This window comes from Mesorhizobium sp. STM 4661 (assembly GCF_000359125.1).
Taxonomy (GTDB): Bacteria; Pseudomonadota; Alphaproteobacteria; order Rhizobiales; family Rhizobiaceae; genus Mesorhizobium.
Map to the genome: position 1 here is coordinate 21383 of NZ_CAAF010000083.1, position 17544 is coordinate 38926.

Genomic DNA, 17544 nt, shown 5'->3' on the forward strand with positions numbered 1-17544 from the left:
TCTTACTCCTTCCGTTACCGCCGGGCTTCGGCGGCGCGTAGGTCTAGATGTCGTGCTTGCGAATGTTCTTCAGCATCTTCAGCAGCGTGGCGATGAGTGCTGCATATTCGGCATCGTCGATGCCGTCGAACATCGCCTCGAACGCATCATGCATGGCCGGCCAGGCGCGGGTGAAATCGGCGCGGCCATCGTCGGTCAGGAACACGTGGCGAATGCGGCTGTCGGTGACGCCCTGCTCGCGCCGCACAAGGCCCTGCCCTTCCAGCGTGTCGAGCGTCCGGCTCAAGGTCGACTGCTCGATGACCGTATAGACCGAAAGGTCGTTGACGGTGACGCCGTCGGTGACCGACAGCACGGCCAGCGTGCGGACCTGCGGGATGGTCAGGCCCTGCTTGCGGAAATCGTCTCGCAAGGTGGCGTTGTAGCGGCCCATGATGCGGTTCATCAGATACGGCGCGAATTGCTGCAGGCCGATCTGGCCGAGGGTCGAGATGCGCTGGCGTTTTTCGGGAACGCTTTGTTCCATCACAGCCTCCCCGCCAACAGGAAGCCGGAGCCGCCGCCAAGTCCGGCGCCGGGATGAGTGGAGGCGCCGATATGGTGGAGGCCCCTGATGCCGGTGTCGTGGTTGCGGCTTGCCTTGAACGGCCGCCACAGGAACGACTGATCGATGGTCGAGGAGCCGCCATAGGGATCGCCGCCGACCAGGTTGATGTTCATGGCTTCCAGATCGGCCGGCGAATAAGCGCGGCGCGCGATCACGCTGTCCTTGAAGCCGTCGATATGGTTGCCGAGGATCGCTTCGACGCGATCGGCATAGGCCTCGCGCAGCTTCTCGGTCCATTGCCCGTCGGCCGGTGCCTTGATTTTGCCGGCGGCATCGCCCTTGATGCGGCGCGGCGCCTCCGGCAGTTGCAGCCACAGGATCGCCTTGCCGTCGGGACAGCGCGACGGGTCGAGCGCGTGCGGCTGGCCGACGCAGATGGTCGGCACCTCCGGCAGCAGGCCACGCACCGCCTCGTTGCAAGCCTTGGAGACGCCGTCCAGACCCGGTGTCAAATGCAGCAGCGCCACCTTGTCGAGGCCCTCGCCGCGCCAAGCAGGTGGCTTTTTCAGTGCATAGTGGATCTGGAAATTGCCCTTGCCGTAGCGGTATTTCTGGGTCGCCTCGACGGCGGCCTCCGGCGCGTCCTTGCCCAACAGCCGACCGTAAAGCTGGGTTGGCGTAACCGAGCAGACAACGCTCTTGCTCGCCGCGATCGTCTCGCCCGAGGCCAGCCGCACGCCGCTGGCGCGACCATTGCTCTGGACGATCGAGGCGACATCGGCGCCGGTGCGGATTTCGCCGCCCCTTTCCCTGATCAAGGCTTCGAATGCGGCAAGCAGGTTCTTCGCCCCACCCTTGACGATCGGCGCCCCGGCGGCCTCCAGCGCAAAGGCGATTACCTTGGCGATCTGGCCGGAGAAGGCGTCTTCGGGACCGAGGCCGGCATGCAGCACCCAGGGGGCCCACAGCGCCTGGATGGTTTCAGACTTATAGGTGCTTTCAAGCCAGCCACGCGCCGGCACCAGCGCTTCGCCGAGAAAAGCGGCAAGATTGCGCGGGCTTCGCCGCCAAGCCTCGCCTGCGAGCAGCCTGGTCGTCGGATAAGACCACAGGCCGCCGCCGAGCAGACCGAACAGCAGGCCGGCGTTGCGCTCGATCTCGCCGACATCGCTGCCGTGCTTGTCGCCGTCGCCTGCCGAGATCGCGTTGAGCGCCGCGATGTTGGCGGCGCGGTCGGTGCTGAGCACGGCATGGCTGCCGTCGGGCCGCAGCACACCTGTAGGCGTGGCGGTGTGGCAGAACTCCAGCCCGTGGCGCGCCAGATCCTTGCCAAGCGCCGCATAGGCGGGCGAGGTGATGAACAGCACGAAAGTCGTCGCCATCACGTCATGGATGAAGCCGGGTGCTGTGATCTCCTCGGTGCGCATGCAGCCGCCGATGCGGTCGTTGCGCTCGAGCACCAGCACCTTCGCACCCTTGCCGCCAAGCATCGCCGCGCAGACCAGGGCATTGATGCCGCTGCCGACGATGATGTGATCGGGCGCGTTCATCGACGATTGCTCCCCGCCGACAGGAGATGGAATTCAATCGCGCGGGGCGGCGTTCCTTCGCGCTCCCCTCTGTCCTGCCGGACATCTCCCCCACGAGGAGGGAGATTGGCCGTCACCACTGCCTTCGCCAATTTCCAACGTCGCAGGAATAAACGGGGCGCCGAAGCCGCCAATCTCCCCCCAAGTGGGGGAGATGTCCGGCAGGACAGAGGGGGGCGCCGTAAAGCGCCAGCGTTGCAACGCTGCCGCTCCCAAATCGTCACTACAGCGTTGCCTGCGAGCATGATCTTCTCCCGAAGACCGCCGGCTGCCTATTGTCTTGGCACCAGCGCCAGCGCGCGGATCGGGCTGCCGGTGCCATGCTCGATCTTGAGCGGGGCTGCGATCAGGATGGCGCCCTTTGGCGGCAGCCGGTCGAGGTTGCAGAGGCTGGCGAGGCCGTAGCGGTTGGCCTTGTGCATCAGCGTGTGCGCCGGGAATGGCGGCTCCATGCCACCGGCCTTGCCGGCATCGGTGCCGATCGTCTCGCTGCCCCAGCCCTTGATGTCCTTGCCGATCAGGAACTGGATGGCTTCGGCGGTCGGGCCGGGCGTGTGCGGGCCGGTCTCGTTGGCGTTGAGGAACTCGGCTTCCGAGCCGTTGCGCTTGTACCAGTCGGTGCGCATCACCACCCACTCGCCGGCATTGATCGTGCCGTGCTTGGCTTCCCACGCCTTGATGTGATCGACGGTGAGCAGGAAATCATGGTCGGCGGCGGCTTCCCTGGAGCAGTCGATGACATTGACCGGGCCGACGAAATTCTGCGCCGGAATAGTGTCGGTGGCGCCGTCCGGATAGTCCTTGCCGGTGATCCAGTGCTGTGGCGCATCGAAATGCGTGCCAGAATGTTCGCCGAGCTTCAGCCAGTTCCAAGCCCACCATGGGCCGTTCTTGTCATAGCGGGAGATCGAGTGGATCTCGACCTTCGGCGTATCGACGGCGAGCTCCGGCGGCAGCTTGATCAGCGGCGTATCGGGCCCGAGCGGCGCCGACAGGTCGACCACCTGGATGGCGCCAGAAAGCAGTTGGCCGGCGACCTCGCCGAGGAGTTTTTGCGTGTCCATGGTCTCTGTTCCCTCTTTCTCGATGATGCTGAAGGCTCGTTGCGGCCCTTAATATCCTACTAGACGAAAACATATGCATCTGCAATTATCTTTAAGCATAAAGGAAATGGGTTGGGTGGGCGTGAGCGAGTTTGACGCCATATTCGTCGGGGCGGGCCACAACAGCCTGGCATGCGCCGCGCATCTGGCGCTCAAGGGCTGGAAAACCGGAGTTTTCGAGCGCAGCGAAACGATCGGCGGCGCCGTCCAGACCCGCGAATTCACGCTGCCCGGCTTCCGGCATGATTTCGGCGCGATGAATCTGAGCCTGTTTGCCGGCTCGGCCTTCCACCGGAAATATGCAAATGAATTGAAAACCCACGGGCTGGAATTCTCGCCCGTAGCCGACTGCTTTGCCAGCGCCTTTCCTGACGGGAAATGGTTCGGCGTCAGCAACGACCTGGAAAAGACCGTCTCGCGCATCTCCGCTTTTTCGCAAGCCGACGCCGCCACTTGGCGCCGGCTGGTCGCGGTCTTCCCCGGAGAGGCCGAGCATCTGTTTAGAGTACTGGGCTCACCGATGAGCGGCGGCGCTCTCGCCGGCACAGCCTGGAACCTGTGGCGCAAGAAGGGCATGTCCGGTGCACTCGACACCGGCCGGCTGCTGCTGTCGTCGCCGGGAGCCTGGCTCGAGGAGACTTTCGAGACGCCGCATATCAGGACGACGCTCGCCGCCTGGGGTATGCATCTCGACTTCGCCCCCGACATCGCCGGCGGCGCTGTGTTCCCCTATCTGGAATCGATGGCCAACCAGTGCTTCGGCATGGTGCTCGGCAAGGGCGGCGCCGACACCATCATCCGCGCGCTTGCCGGCATGGTCACATCAGCCGGCGGCAAGATCGCCACCGGCGCCGAGGTGGCCGAGATCACCGTTGCCGCCGGCAAGGCAACCGGCGTACGGCTTTCATCCGGCGACTTCCACATCGCCAGCAAGGCGGTCATCGCCGGCGTTGCGCCGAGGGCGCTGCCTGGCAAGCTTCTGCCCGATGGTTCCGGCGATGCCGGCTTCGACATGGCGATGAAAAAATTCCGCCACGCGCCGGGCACGATGATGATCCATCTGGCGCTGGACGATTTGCCGGACTGGCGCGTCGGCGCCGAGCTTCGTCAATTCGCCTATGTGCATCTCTCGCCTTCGCTCGACGCCATGTCGCGCACCTATCAGCAGGCGATGGCCGGCACGCTGCCGGACGAGCCGGTGCTGGTCGTCGGCCAGCCGACCGCGATCGACCCGTCGCGCGCGCCTGAAGGCAAGCATGTATTGTGGGTGCAGGTGCGCATGCTGCCGGCCGAAATAGCAGGCGATGCGGCTGGCACAATCGCGCCGGATCACTGGGACAAGGTCAAGGAGCGCTACGCCGAGCGGGTTCTCGACATCATCGAGACCTATGCGCCCGGCCTTCGGCAAAAGATCCTCGGCCGCGCCGTGTTCTCGCCCATCGATCTCGAACGCGAGAACCCCAACCTTGTCGGCGGCGACCAGATTTGCGGCAGCCACCATCTGGCGCAGAATTTCCTGTTTCGCCCGGCGCGCGGTTACGCCGGCTGGAACACGCCGGTCGGCAATCTGCATCTCACTGGCGCCGCGACATGGCCAGGCGCCGGCACCGGTGCGGCCTCGGGCTACATGCTCGCGCAACAGCTTGGCGGGAGGTAGAAACAGGATTCTTCCGGGTGAAGGAAACTCTGGTGTGAAGGAGGGGCGAGGCGCGGTTGCCCAAGGAGCCTGAACCCACTGATTAGACAGAGACGCCGCGCAAAGAAAATACAACCAACAGGGGAACGACCATGACAATCAACAGACGCGAATTGCTCGGATACAGTGCCGCAGCACTTGGTGCGGCCGCCATCGGCCTGCCGCAGATGGCCAAGGCGGCCGGCGAACTAACCATCGCCTACAATGTCAACCTGCCGTCCTGGGATCCGACCACCGGGCCTTCGGCTGTCAACCCGACCATACAGGGTCTCTACCAGTCGGTGTTCGACCAGTTCATCCCGCAGAAGCCGGACCTTTCCTTCGCGCCCGGCCTGCTGACCGAATGGGGCTGGAACGACGACCGCACCAAGATCATGATGACGGTACGCGAGGGCGTGACCTGGCATGACGGCTCGCCGTTCACGGCCGAGGACGTGGTCTGGTCGCTGCAGCGGGCGGGCGACGAAAAGACCGGCAACCCGATCCAGTTCGTCTGGAAGAACGTCAACAACTTCAAGATCGACGGCAATAAGATCACTGGCGACGTGGTGCAGTTCGACCCGGTGTATTTCAAATGGATGTCGTTCCTGACCGGCTACATCATTCCGAAAGCCTATTATGAGAAGGTCGGCGCCGAAGGCTTCGAGAAGGCTCCGATCGGCACCGGCCCCTATATGGTCGACAAATTCGAGCGCAACGCCTTCCTGCGGCTCAAGGCCAATCCGAACTATTGGGGCGGCAAGCCAGCCTTCGAGAATGTGACGATCAAGTTCGTCACCGACGCGGCGAGCCGTGTCGCCGAAATCGAGTCCGGTTCCTCGCAAGTAACGCTCGAAATCCCCTATGAGGAGTATGACCGGCTGATCGCCAAGGACGGGCTTGCCGGTTCGTGCAAGAACGTTTCCGACATCGGCATGATCTTCTTCAACGACATCGAGGCGATGCTGGACAAGAACGTCCGCCAGGCCGCAGTGATGGCGGTCGACAAGAAGCTTTTGGTCGATCGTCTTCTGCGCGGCTACGGCCAGCCGATCGACACGCTGGAGACACCGGAATACTCCGCCTACGACGCGTCGATCAAGGTCGAGCACAATCCGGAAAAGGCCAAGGAATTGCTGGCCGCCTCCGGCTATTCGCCGGAAAAGCCGGTCAAGTTCGCGATCCAGACGACCAAGGGCTTCAAGCCCAAGGACTATGAGATGATCCAGGCGATCGTCGGCATGTGGCGCAAGGTCGGCATCGAGGCGACGATCGAAGTCTACGAGATCGCCAAGCACTACGAACTGCGCGCCGCCGACAAGCTGGCGCCGGCCGCCTTCTACAATTGGGGCAACGCCATCGGTGATCCGACGACGTCGACCGGCTTTGCCATGTATGGACCAAGCCCGCATTCGGTGTGGGACAGCCAGGACCTGATCGACATGATCAACCCGCTATGGGGCGAGAAGGACGAGGCCAAGCGCATCGCGGGCTGGAAGGCCGTCGACAAATACATCGCCGAGCAGGCCTATGTGCTGCCGCTGATCCAGTATGCGCAGCCGATCGTGCATGCCAAGGGCGTCAATGTCGTGCAGCATGTCTCCGGCGCGCTGCTGCCGGCGCTGATGACCCCGGCCTGATCAATATGAGGAGGCACGCTATCAGCGGCGTGTCTTCCGCAACGACGCAGGCCCCCTCATCCGGCCCTTCGGGCCACCTTCTCCCCGCTGGGGAGAAGAGACTGGCTCAGCCATCCGCGACCTCTTCTCCCCTCGGGGAAAGGTGGCCGCGAAGCGGCCGGATGAGGGGGCTGTTCATTCCATCCCTGACTGAAACGCACTAGGCTAACGCCGGAATGCTTCTGCAAAGATTTCTGATCCGCCTGCTGACGATGGCGATCACGCTGTTTGGCGTGGCCGTCGTGGTCTTCGTCGTCATTCGCGTCGCACCCGGCGACCCGATCGCGATGATGCTGCCGCCTGGCGCGACCGATGCCGACATCGCGAGGCTGCGCGCGCTCTATGGGCTCGACAAGACCATCGTGCAGCAGTTCTTCATCTGGCTGTCCGGCGTCGTCAGGGGTGATTTCGGCACCTCGATTTCGCTGCGGCAGGATGTGCTGGGGCTGGTGTTCAACCGGCTGCCGGCGACGCTGGAACTCGCCATCGTTGCGCTGTTGATGGCGGTGGCGATCGGCGGCACGGCGGCGATCCTCGGCGCGCGCGAACGCGGCACAGCGGTCGAGGCCGGCATCGACATCGCTAGCGGGACCGCGCTCTCCATCCCAGATTTCCTGTGGGGACTGGTGCTGATCCTGCTATTCGGCGTGCTGGTGCCGGTGTTCGACATTTCCGGCAGGGTGTCGCCGCAGCTCGACCTGCCATTCGTCACCCAATTCTATCTCTTCGAGAGCGTCCTGCGCCTGCGCTTCGACCTGACCTGGGACCTCTTGAAACACATGTTGATGCCGGCCGTGGCGCTGGCCCTGCCGCTGGCGGCAATCATCGCGCAACTGCTGAAACAGTCGCTGAAGGAGGTGCTCGACCTCGACTATGTCGTGCTGGCGCGGGTAAAAGGCTTTTCCGAGACGCAGGTCATCCTGCGCGAGGCGCTGAAGAACGCTGCACTGCCGACGCTGACCCTGGTTGGCGTGCAGTTCACCTTCCTCATCGGCGGTACGGTCATCGTCGAACGACTGTTTTCCTATGAAGGTCTCGGCAACATGGCCATCGACGCCGTGATCAACCGCGACCTGCCGCTGATCCAGGGCATCGTGCTGGTCTTCGCGCTGCTGTTCGTGCTGATCAACCTCACTGTGGACATGATGTACGCGCTGCTCAATCCGAGGCTGCGCCATGGATGAGGCACGCATGATCAGGCGTGGCTTGGGGCCAAGGCTGTGGCTTGCCGGCGGCTGGTTGCTGCTCGCACTGCTGGCGGCAATCTTTGCGCCGCTGGTCGCGCCACAGGATCCGCTGGCGCAGGACCTGATGCTGGAACGCCTGCCACCGTTCTGGATGAGCGGCGCCGAGCCCGGCTATTGGCTTGGCACCGACAGCCTCGGCCGCGATCTGCTGTCGCGGCTGATCTTCGGCGGCCGCATCGCCTTTGTCGTCGCCTTCGCCGCAGCTTTTGCCGCCTGCCTGGTCGGCTCGACGCTCGGGCTGATCGCGGGTTATTTCGGCGGCTGGGCCGATCGCATCATCTCGCGCATCGTCGATATCTGGATGGCCTTCCCGCCGGTGCTGTTCGCCATCCTTCTGGTTGCCGTGCTCGGCACCGGCCTGAGCTCCGTCATCATCGCCATCGCGGTCATCGACTGGACGCGTTTCTGCCGGGTGATCCGCGCCGAGACCATGGGTCAGTCGCGCATGGACTATGTCGAGAACGCCCGTATCGCCGGTTATGGCCGCATCGGCATCATGCTGCGCGAAGTGCTGCCCAATGTGGTGCCGTCGATCGTGGCGCTGCTGTCGCTGGAGATGGGCATCGCCGTCATCGTCGAGGCGATCCTCTCTTTCGTCAATCTATCGATCTCGACCGACGACCCGACCTGGGGCGGCATCATCGCCGAGGGCCGGCTGTCGATCCATCAGGCCTGGTGGGTGCTGGTGTTTCCGCTGATCACGCTGATCTTGACCGTGCTGTCGTTCAGCCAGTTCGGCGAGGCGCTGAGGGCTCGCTTCGATCCGGTGCTGCGATGAGCGCTACCTGCCTCGAAATTCGAAACCTCAGCGCCGTGTTGGCGAACGGGCAGCGCGTGCTGCGTTCGGTGTCGCTTGCCGTCGAACCCGGCGAGGTGCGCGCGCTGGTCGGCGAGAGCGGCGCCGGCAAGACGATGATCGGCAAGGCGGTGCTCGGCGTGCTGCCACTGAGCGTGCGCATTGTCGAAGGCGATATGCTGCTCGAAGGCGAAAACCTCGGCCGGCTTTCGCCGAAGGCCAGGCGCACGCTGATCGGCACGCGCACCGCACTGATCCCGCAGGACCCGCTGACCGCGCTCAACCCGTCGCGCCGCATCGGTCCGCAGATGACCGACCGGCTGGTGCGCATTCTCGGCTGGAACGGCGAGAGAGCCGATCAACGCATCCGCCAGCTTTTGGAGGAGGTGCAGATCCGCGACCCGGATCGCGTGCTGAAAAGCTATCCGCACGAGCTTTCCGGCGGCATGCGCCAGCGCGTGCTGATCGCCGCCGCCTTTGCCGCTGAACCCCGGCTGATCGTCGCCGACGAACCGACGACGGCGCTGGACGTGACCGTGCAGAAGCAGATCCTGCGCCTGATCGCGCAGCTGCAGCGCGAACATGGCACGGCGATCCTGTTCGTCACCCATGACCTCGGCGTCGTTGCCAAGATCAGCCAGAAAGTGTCGGTGCTCTATGCGGGCAAGGTGGTGGAGGAAGCCGAAACGGCGGCGCTGTTCGCCGCGCCGCAGCACCCCTATACGCGGGCGCTGATGGCGGCGACGCCGCGCTACACCGATCCACTTGCCTCGCTGAAACCGGTGGACGAAGCGGTGCTGGCCGGACTGGCAGCGGAGATTGCCGCAGCAGACCGGGCGTGGAGACCTCGCCATGGCTGAGCCGCTCATTTCCGTGCGCGGGCTGAAGGTCGCGCTGCCCGACATGACGCGCAAGCCGCTGATCGGCCGGGCACCGCTGGCCGAGATCCTGAAGGGTCTGGATTTCGATCTGCCCAGAGGATCGGTGACCGGCATCGTCGGCGAGTCCGGTTCTGGCAAATCGACGCTCGGTCGCGCCTTGGTGCGGCTGCTCGAACCCAGCGCCGGCTCGATCAGCGTCGAAGGCCGCGACATCAGCCATCTCTCGGAGGCGGAACTCAGGCCACTGCGCCGCAATCTCCAGATGATCTTCCAGGATCCGATGTCGTCGCTTAATCCGCGCCGCGCCATCGCCAGTATCATCGCCGCACCGCTCAAACAGAACGGTCTTGGCGACCATCTGAAGACCCGAGTTGCGGAGGCGCTGCAGCGCGTCGGCCTGCCGCAAAGCTTCGCCAGCCGCTACCGTCACGAACTGTCGGGCGGCCAGCGCCAGCGCGTCGGCATTGCCCGCGCCTTGGCGCTGTCACCGAAATTCGTACTGGCCGACGAGATCGTCTCCGGGCTCGATGTGTCGACGCAGGCGCAGATCCTGACCTTGTTGGAGAAACTGGCAGCCGAGATGGGCCTGACCGTCGCCTTCATCAGCCACGATCTGTCGGTGATCCGGCGGCTGTGCCGGCAAGTGATCGTCATGCGAGAAGGCAGGATCGTCGAAGCCAGCGCCACCGACGCGCTGTTCGAAAATCCCAAGGAAGCCTACACGCGCGACCTGATCGCGGCCATTCCGCTGCCCGAGATCGACGCGGACTGGCTGCGGCCGGCCACGAAAGCCCCGGCATGAGGACCGCTCAAATCTCATCCGCACGTCGAAAAAAGCGGGCCTCGGACGTGCGCCGACAAGTCAGCCCGCGAAACGGAGGGTGACTGGAATGAAATACGCAATCAGAAACACGATGCTTGTGGCCGCTTTGCTCGGCTCAATGGGTGCAGCCTCGGCAGATTCCATACCCGGCATGCGCGGCCACGACCACACCGGCATCACCGTGCCCGACATGAAGCAGGCCGTCGATTTCTTCACCGAGGTGGTCGGCTGCAAGAAGGCGATGTCGTTCGGCCCGTTCGCCGACGACAAGGGCACGTTCATGCAGGATCTGCTTGGCGTCGACCCCAAGGCGGTGATCGAGGAGATCACCCTGGTCCGCTGCGGCTATGGATCGAACATCGAACTGTTCAAATACACCGCGCCCGACCAGAAGGATTTGACGCCGAAGAACAGCGACATTGGCGGCTTCCACATCGCTTTCTATGTCGACGATGTCGCCGCCGCCAAGGCATATCTCGATGCCAAGGGCGTGAAGACACGGATGGGGCCGCTGCCGGTCAAGGAGGGGCCGGCTGCCGGCCAGACCATCCTCTATTTCCAGGCGCCCTGGGGTCTGCAGCTGGAAGCGATCAGCTATCCCGAGGGCATGGCCTATGAGAAGGGTGCCGAGACGGTGCTGTGGAGCCCCAAGAGCCCAGAAAAGTAATTGGGAGCGTGCTTGCGGGACCAGCCGCAAGCACGCCCAGATACGCGCCCGAATTGTTTCGGTATGAAACTTTAAGCTTGAAATATTTTTCCTGTGGCGCGATACTGAGAGTCGGGATTGCCGGCCTTGCCGGCGACCCGAGGCGAAGAGGAGATCGCAGGCATGAAGGTTGCGGTTCTCGGCGGCGGGCCGGCCGGGCTCTACTTTGCCATCTCGATGAAGCTCCGCGACGCCGCCCACGAGGTGACGGTGTTCGAGCGCAACCACGCCGACGACACGTTCGGCTGGGGCGTTGTCCTGTCGGCCGAGACGCTCGACAATCTGACCAGGAACGATCCGGTCAGCGCCGTCTGGATAAAAAAACACTTCGCCTATTGGGACGACATCGCCGTCATCCATGATGGCGTGCGCACGGTTTCGACCGGCCACGGCTTCTGCGGCATCGGCCGCAAGCGGCTGCTCGTCCTGCTACAGCGTCGGGCGCGCGAACTTGGTGTCAAGCTCGTCTTCGAGACCGATATCGGCGACCCCCGACCCTATATGGAAACGCACGATCTGGTGGTTGCCGCCGACGGGCTGAATTCGAAGGCGCGCGGCACCTTCGTCGAAATCTTCAAGCCCGACATCGACACCCGCAAATGCAAGTTCGTCTGGCTGGGCACGCAACAGAAATTCGACGACGCCTTCACCTTCATCTTCGAGAAGACGGAGCATGGCTGGGTGTGGGCGCATGCCTACCAGTTCGACAGCCAGACAGCGACCTTCATCGTCGAATGCAGCGAGCAGACCTGGGAACGCTTCGGCTTCGGCGCGATGACGCAGCAGGAATCGATCGGCGTCTGCGAACGGATTTTCGCCAAGCATCTCGGCGGCCACGCGCTGATGACCAATGCCAATCACATCAGGGGTTCGGCCTGGATCAATTTCCCGCGCGTGCTGTGCGAGCGCTGGTCGTATGGGAATCTTGCCCTGATGGGCGATGCGGCGGCATCAGCGCATTTCTCGATCGGTTCGGGCACCAAGCTGGCGCTGGAAAGCGCGGTGGCGCTGGCCGACTATGTCAAGTCCGAGCCCGACCTCGAGGCTGCCTTCCGCAAATATGAGGATGCGCGGCGCACCGAAGTGCTGAAACTGCAGTCGGCGGCGCGCAATTCGCTCGAATGGTTCGAGGAGGTCGAACGCTATCTCGGCCTCGACCCGGTGCAGTTCAACTATTCGCTGCTGACCCGCTCGCAACGCATCAGCCACGAGAATCTCAGGCTGCGCGACGCTGAATGGCTGGCGGGCGCGGAAGAATGGTTCCAGCGCCAGGCCGGTGCCGGCGGCAACAGCCTGCATCGCGCGCCGATGTTCGCGCCGTTCCGGCTGCGCGACATGGCGCTCAACAACCGCATCGTCGTCTCGCCGATGGCGCAATACAAGGCCGTCGACGGCTGTCCGACAGATTGGCATTTTGCCCATTACGCCGAACGGGCCAAGGGCGGTGCCGGCCTCGTCTATATCGAGATGACCTGTGTCAGCCCGGAAGGCCGCATCACGCCGGGTTGCCCGGGATTCTACGCGCCCGAGCACGAGGCGGCGTGGGAGCGGCTGGTCGATTTCGTCCACGCCGAGACCGAGGCCAGGATCTGCGCCCAGATCGGCCATTCCGGCGCCAAGGGCTCGACCCGGCTCGGCTGGCAGGGAACCGACGTGCCGCTGCCAACAGGCAACTGGCCTGTCATGGCGGCGTCGGCGGTCGCATGGTCACCTGAGAATCAGGTGCCGAAGGCGATGGACCGCGCCGACATGGCTTTGGTGCGCGACCAGTTCGTCGCCTCGGCCGAGATGGCGGCGCGCTGCGGTTTCGACATGCTCGAGATCCACGCCGCGCATGGCTATCTCCTGTCCTCTTTCATCACGCCGCTGACCAACCGGCGCACCGACGCCTATGGCGGCTCGCTGGAAAACCGCATGCGCTATCCGCTGGAAATTTTCCGCGCGGTGCGGGCCGTGTGGCCTGATGAAAAGCCTGTTTCGATGCGCATCTCGGCCAACGACTGGGTCGGCATCGAAGGGGTGACGCCGGCCGACGCAGTCGAGATCGCCCGGCTGCTGCACGAGGCCGGCGTCGACATCTGCGACGTCTCAGCCGGCCAGACCTCGGCCAATGCCAGACCGGTCTATGGCCGCATGTTCCAGACGCCGTTTTCCGACCGCATCCGCAACGAGGTCGGCATGGCGACAATGGCGGTCGGCAATATCTATGAGCCCGACCATGTCAATTCGATCCTGATGGCCGGCCGCGCCGATCTGGTGGCGCTGGCACGGCCGCATCTCACCGATCCCTACTGGACGCTGCATGCGGCGGTGACGCTCGGCGATCGCGGCGTCAAATGGCCGGATCCCTATCTACCCGGCCGCGACCAGGTCTACCGTCTCGCCGAACGCGACGCGGCTGCGGGGTTGAAAGTATGAGCGCGCCGGGAACCATCGTGGGTCGACATGCGCTGGTCACTGGCGGTGGCTCCGGCGTCGGACGCGCTATCGCGCTGGTGCTGGCTGGCGCAGGCATCGCGGTGACCATCTGTGGCCGGCGTGAGACCGCGCTTGCCGAGGTCGCGGGGGAAAGCGCCCGCATCTTCGGCATTGCCGCCGACGTCACCGACGAGGCGTCGATGGCGTCGCTGTACAGCGAGGCGGAAGCGGCGCGCGGACCTTTCGACATCGTTGTCGCCAATGCCGGCATGTCCGGCAGCGCGCCGGCGCAGCGGACCTCGCTTACGGACTGGCAGCGGACGCTCGATGTCAACCTCACCGGGGCGTTCCTGACGGTGAAGCCGGCGCTGGCCGGCATGGTCGCGCGGAAGACAGGCTGCATCATCTTCATTGCTTCTACCGCCGGCCTGAAAGGCTACGCTTACGTGGCGGCCTATGTCGCGGCCAAGCATGGCGTCGTCGGGTTGATGCGGGCGCTGGCGGTCGAGACCGCCAAATCCGGGGTGACCGTCAACGCCGTCTGCCCGGGCTTCGTCGAAACCGAGATGCTGGAAGTGTCCATCCAGCGCATCGTCGAAAAGACCGGCCGCTCAGTTGAGGAAGCCCGGACGAGACTGTCTTCGACAAACCCGCAAGGCCGCTTCATCCAGCCGGAGGAAGTCGCCGCCGCGGTGCTGTGGCTGTGCGGCGATGCCGCCCGGTCGATCACCGGCCAGGCGATCTCCGTTTCGGGGGGCGAGACGTGGTAGCCGGCCCCCTGCCCGCGCGCTCCGGGCCTGGCAAGGACCGTTTGCGCCTGTGGATACGGCTGCTGCGCGCCTCGCGCACAATCGAGGCGGAGCTGCGCGAGCGGCTGAAGAAGGAGTTCAACACCACGCTGCCGCGCTTCGACGTGATGGCGGCGCTCTACCGTGCGCCGGAAGGCATGCTGATGAGCGACCTGTCGCGTTTCCTTTTGGTGTCCAACGGCAACGTGACTGGAATCGTCGACCGGCTGGTGTCGGAAGGGCTGGTCGCCCGCGCGCGCCGTAACGGCGACCGTCGCACTTCGATGGTGCGGCTGACGGAGGAAGGCTCGAAGGCCTTTGCCATGATCGCCGCCGCGCATGAGGGGTGGATTGGCGAACTCCTCGATACCGTCAGCGAGGATGAGGCGCGCCGGTTGACCGGCATGCTGAATTCGTTCCGCAGCAATTGGGAGGGACGGGAATGACAAGAATGACCGGCCGCATGCCGAAGCATTTCCTCTGGCAGGTCGAAGGCAAGGTCGCAAGAATCCGGCTCGACCGGCCGGAGCGCAAGAACCCGCTGACCTTCGACAGCTACGCCGAATTGCGCGATGTTTTTCGCGATCTCGTCTATGCCGACGATGTCGATGCGGTGGTGTTCCTGCCCAATGGCGGCAATTTCTGCTCCGGCGGCGATGTCCACGAGATCATCGGCCCCTTGGTCAAGATGGACATGAAGGCGTTGCTCGCCTTCACCCGCATGACCGGTGACTTCGTCAAGGCGATGCTGAACTGCGGCAAGCCGATCATTGCGGCGGTTGACGGTGTGGCGGTGGGCGCCGGCGCCATCATCGCCATGGCGTCCGATATCCGCATCGCGACGCCGGAGGCCAAGACGGCGTTCCTTTTTACCCGTGTGGGCCTTGCCGGCTGCGACATGGGCGCATGCGCGATCCTGCCGCGCATCATCGGCCAGGGCCGCGCCGCCGAACTGCTCTACACCGGCCGAACCATGAGTGCCGCCGAAGGCGAGCGCTGGGGTTTCTATAACAGGCTGGTCGACGCCGCGGCGCTCGAAGCCGACGCGCTCGACATGGCGGCACGCATCGTTTCCGGACCGACCTTTGCCCATGGCATCACCAAGACGCAGCTGAACCAGGAATGGTCGATGGGTCTCGAACAGGCGATCGAGGCGGAGGCGCAGGCGCAGGCGATCTGCATGCAGACCGGCGATTTCGAGCGCGCCTACAAGGCGTTTGTCGCCAAGGGAAAACCGGTATTCGCGGGGAATTGAGGATGAAGGTTTCAATGGAAACGTTCGCGGGACAGCGCCCCCCTCTGTCCTGCCGGACATCTCCCCCTCAAGGGGGGAGATCGACCTTCGTCTTGGCCTTCGCCAATCGCCACTGCCGCAAGATGGGAGCCGACGCCGGAGCTGGCAATCTCCCCCCTAGAGGGGGAGATGTCCGGCAGGACAGAGGGGGGCGCCGTAAAGCGCAAGGCCCGAAATACAGCGGAGGCATCCATGCCTGACCGATCCTTCCTCTCCTGGCCCTTCTTCGAGGACCGCCACCGCGAGTTGGCCGAACGTCTCGACGCATGGTGCGCGACAAACCTGCCGGTGGCGCATGACGATGTCGACGCGGCCTGCCGCGAGCTGGTGGCAAAGCTCGGGCGGAACGGCTGGCTGAAGCCGACGGCGATCGATACCGCCAATCCTGGTCCGCTCGACGTGCGCACGCTCTGCGTCACGCGCGAGACGCTAGCCCGGCATGACGGTCTGGCCGACTTCGCCTTTGCCATGCAGGGGCTCGGCACAGGCGCGCTCAGCCTGTTCGGCACCTCGGATCAGCAGCGCTGGCTGGCCAAGACGCGTGCCGGCAAGGCGATCTCGGCTTTCGCGCTGTCGGAGCCGCGCTCCGGGTCTGATGTGGCCAATATGGAGATGACGGCCACGCCCGATGGCGACGACTATGTGCTGTCGGGCGAAAAGACCTGGATCTCCAATGGCGGCATCGCCGATCTCTACATCGTCTTTGCCCGCACCGGCGAGGCGCCAGGCGCCAAGGGGCTTTCAGCCTTTATCGTGCCATCAGACACGAAGGGGCTGACCATTGCCGAGCGGCTGGAAGTGATCGCGCCGCATCCGCTGGCGCGGCTGTCGTTCGAGGCCGTTCGTGTTCCAGTCTCGGCGCTGATCGGCAAGCCAAGCGACGGTTTTCGTATCGCCATGTCGGTGCTCGACGTATTCCGCTCGACCGTCGGTGCGGCCGCACTCGGCTTCGCGCGGCGCGCGCTGGACGAAAGCATCGGCAGAGTGGCCGAACGAAAACTGTTCGGCGCGCCGATGGCCGAGCTGCAGATGGTGCAGGGCCACATCGCCGACATGGCGCTGGACGTCGATGCCGCGGCGCTGCTGGTCTACCGTGCTGCCTGGACCAAGGACATGGGTGCGGCGCGGGTGACCCGCGAGGCGGCCATGGCGAAACTTTTCGCAACAGACCGCGCCCAGAGTGTCATCGACAAGGCCGTGCAACTGCATGGCGGCGATGGCGTGCGCAAGGGCCATATCGTCGAGAGCCTCTATCGCGAAATCCGGGCATTGCGCATCTACGAGGGCGCATCGGATGTGCAGAAGGTGGTGATTGCCAGGCAGGTGATGGGAGCGGTGTGAGCCGCCGAATGAATTCCATGAACCGGATCGTTTCGAACGTCGTCATTGCGAACCGCATTTTGATTTAGGGGAGGCCAGACATGCACACCATCCTGCAGCCGGAAGGCTGGGCCAAGCCCGTCGGCTACGCCAACGGCGTCGCCGCTCGCGGGCAGCTCGTGTTCGTCGGCGGGCAGGTCGGCTGGAATGGACAATGCCAATTCGAGACCGATGATTTTACTGGCCAGGTGCGCCAGACGCTCGCCAACATCGTCGCCGTGCTGGCCGAGGCCGGCGGTGGCCCGCAGCATATCACCTCGATGACCTGGTATTTCACCGACAAGACCGAGTATCTGGCGAATCTCAAGGGCATCGGCGAAGCCTATCGCGCCGTCATCGGCCGGCATTTTCCGGCCATGGCCGCCATGCAGGTGGTCGCACTTGTCGAGGACCGCGCCAAGGTGGAGATCCAGGCCACGGCGGTGATTCCGGACTGAGGCTCGGCTCCTCTCCCAAGTCAGGCATCAAGCGTGTCGCAGTCGGCGCCGCCCCTCACCTGCCTGCCGGCATCCTCTCCCCGTAAACGGGGCGAGGGACGCTCTCATCGCCGGTTTCGCCAATCACCAGCGTTGCAGGACGTGCGCCGAGGTTGCGGCCGGCTTCTTTCTCCCCGTTCAC

The 17544-nt window shown here is 64.4% G+C and carries 16 protein-coding genes; 13 read left to right on the forward strand and 3 right to left on the reverse strand.

Going from position 1 to position 17544, the window contains the following annotated elements:
- Positions 1-43: 43 nt before the first annotated feature.
- The 3 genes from MESS4_RS29790 to MESS4_RS29800 all read right to left on the reverse strand — a co-directional run bounded on the left by MESS4_RS29790 (position 44) and on the right by MESS4_RS29800 (position 3200).
- A complete protein-coding gene (locus MESS4_RS29790; RefSeq protein WP_006339427.1) occupies positions 44-526 on the reverse strand; it encodes a MarR family transcriptional regulator in 483 nt (160 codons plus the stop codon).
- On the reverse strand, positions 526-2097 hold the full coding sequence (locus MESS4_RS29795) for an NAD(P)/FAD-dependent oxidoreductase (RefSeq protein ID WP_006339429.1): 1572 nt from the start codon (positions 2095-2097) through the stop codon (positions 526-528). Before MESS4_RS29795 ends, MESS4_RS29790 begins: the two co-directional genes overlap by 1 nt.
- 311 nt (positions 2098-2408) lie before the next feature.
- Positions 2409-3200, reverse strand: coding sequence for a cyclase family protein (locus MESS4_RS29800; RefSeq protein WP_006339431.1), 792 nt, complete (start codon positions 3198-3200; stop codon positions 2409-2411).
- Between the two features lie 121 nt (positions 3201-3321).
- Here MESS4_RS29800 and MESS4_RS29805 point away from each other — a divergent pair, with 121 nt between their 5' ends.
- From MESS4_RS29805 to MESS4_RS29865, 13 genes are all read left to right on the forward strand, one after another.
- Positions 3322-4896, forward strand: a complete 1575-nt coding sequence (locus MESS4_RS29805) for an NAD(P)/FAD-dependent oxidoreductase (RefSeq protein WP_081609893.1) — start codon at positions 3322-3324, stop codon at positions 4894-4896.
- Positions 4897-5027: 131 nt separating this feature from the next.
- Positions 5028-6554, forward strand: coding sequence for an ABC transporter substrate-binding protein (locus MESS4_RS29810; protein WP_006339435.1), 1527 nt, complete (start codon positions 5028-5030; stop codon positions 6552-6554).
- 215 nt (positions 6555-6769) lie between these two features.
- Positions 6770-7777 (forward strand): ABC transporter permease, encoded by a 1008-nt coding sequence (locus MESS4_RS29815; RefSeq protein ID WP_006339437.1) that lies wholly within the window; start codon positions 6770-6772, stop codon positions 7775-7777.
- Positions 7770-8618 (forward strand): ABC transporter permease, encoded by an 849-nt coding sequence (locus MESS4_RS29820; RefSeq protein WP_006339439.1) that lies wholly within the window; start codon positions 7770-7772, stop codon positions 8616-8618. The genes MESS4_RS29815 and MESS4_RS29820 overlap by 8 nt, the downstream gene beginning before the upstream one ends.
- Complete coding sequence (locus tag MESS4_RS29825; protein WP_006339441.1) at positions 8615-9496, forward strand: ABC transporter ATP-binding protein; 882 nt, start codon at positions 8615-8617, stop codon at positions 9494-9496. The genes MESS4_RS29820 and MESS4_RS29825 overlap by 4 nt, the downstream gene beginning before the upstream one ends.
- A complete protein-coding gene (locus tag MESS4_RS29830) occupies positions 9489-10319 on the forward strand; it encodes an ATP-binding cassette domain-containing protein (RefSeq protein ID WP_036242516.1) in 831 nt (276 codons plus the stop codon). Before MESS4_RS29825 ends, MESS4_RS29830 begins: the two co-directional genes overlap by 8 nt.
- An 88-nt stretch (positions 10320-10407) precedes the next feature.
- The gene (locus MESS4_RS29835) at positions 10408-11007 is read left to right on the forward strand and encodes a VOC family protein (RefSeq protein ID WP_006339448.1); all 600 of its coding nucleotides are present in this window, start codon (positions 10408-10410) and stop codon (positions 11005-11007) included.
- A 162-nt stretch (positions 11008-11169) separates the two neighbouring features.
- A complete protein-coding gene (locus tag MESS4_RS29840; RefSeq protein WP_006339450.1) occupies positions 11170-13464 on the forward strand; it encodes a bifunctional salicylyl-CoA 5-hydroxylase/oxidoreductase in 2295 nt (764 codons plus the stop codon).
- Positions 13461-14234: an SDR family NAD(P)-dependent oxidoreductase gene (locus MESS4_RS29845; protein WP_006339451.1), complete on the forward strand. Its 774-nt coding sequence runs from the start codon at positions 13461-13463 to the stop codon at positions 14232-14234. The genes MESS4_RS29840 and MESS4_RS29845 overlap by 4 nt, the downstream gene beginning before the upstream one ends.
- Positions 14228-14698: a MarR family transcriptional regulator gene (locus tag MESS4_RS29850; RefSeq protein ID WP_006339453.1), complete on the forward strand. Its 471-nt coding sequence runs from the start codon at positions 14228-14230 to the stop codon at positions 14696-14698. The genes MESS4_RS29845 and MESS4_RS29850 overlap by 7 nt, the downstream gene beginning before the upstream one ends.
- Positions 14695-15507, forward strand: coding sequence for an enoyl-CoA hydratase family protein (locus tag MESS4_RS29855; RefSeq protein WP_036242517.1), 813 nt, complete (start codon positions 14695-14697; stop codon positions 15505-15507). The genes MESS4_RS29850 and MESS4_RS29855 overlap by 4 nt, the downstream gene beginning before the upstream one ends.
- A gap of 231 nt (positions 15508-15738) precedes the next feature.
- On the forward strand, positions 15739-16887 hold the full coding sequence (locus MESS4_RS29860) for an acyl-CoA dehydrogenase family protein (protein ID WP_006339457.1): 1149 nt from the start codon (positions 15739-15741) through the stop codon (positions 16885-16887).
- Positions 16888-16967: 80 nt separating this feature from the next.
- Positions 16968-17363, forward strand: a complete 396-nt coding sequence (locus MESS4_RS29865) for a RidA family protein (RefSeq protein WP_006339460.1) — start codon at positions 16968-16970, stop codon at positions 17361-17363.
- Positions 17364-17544 lie beyond the last annotated feature (181 nt).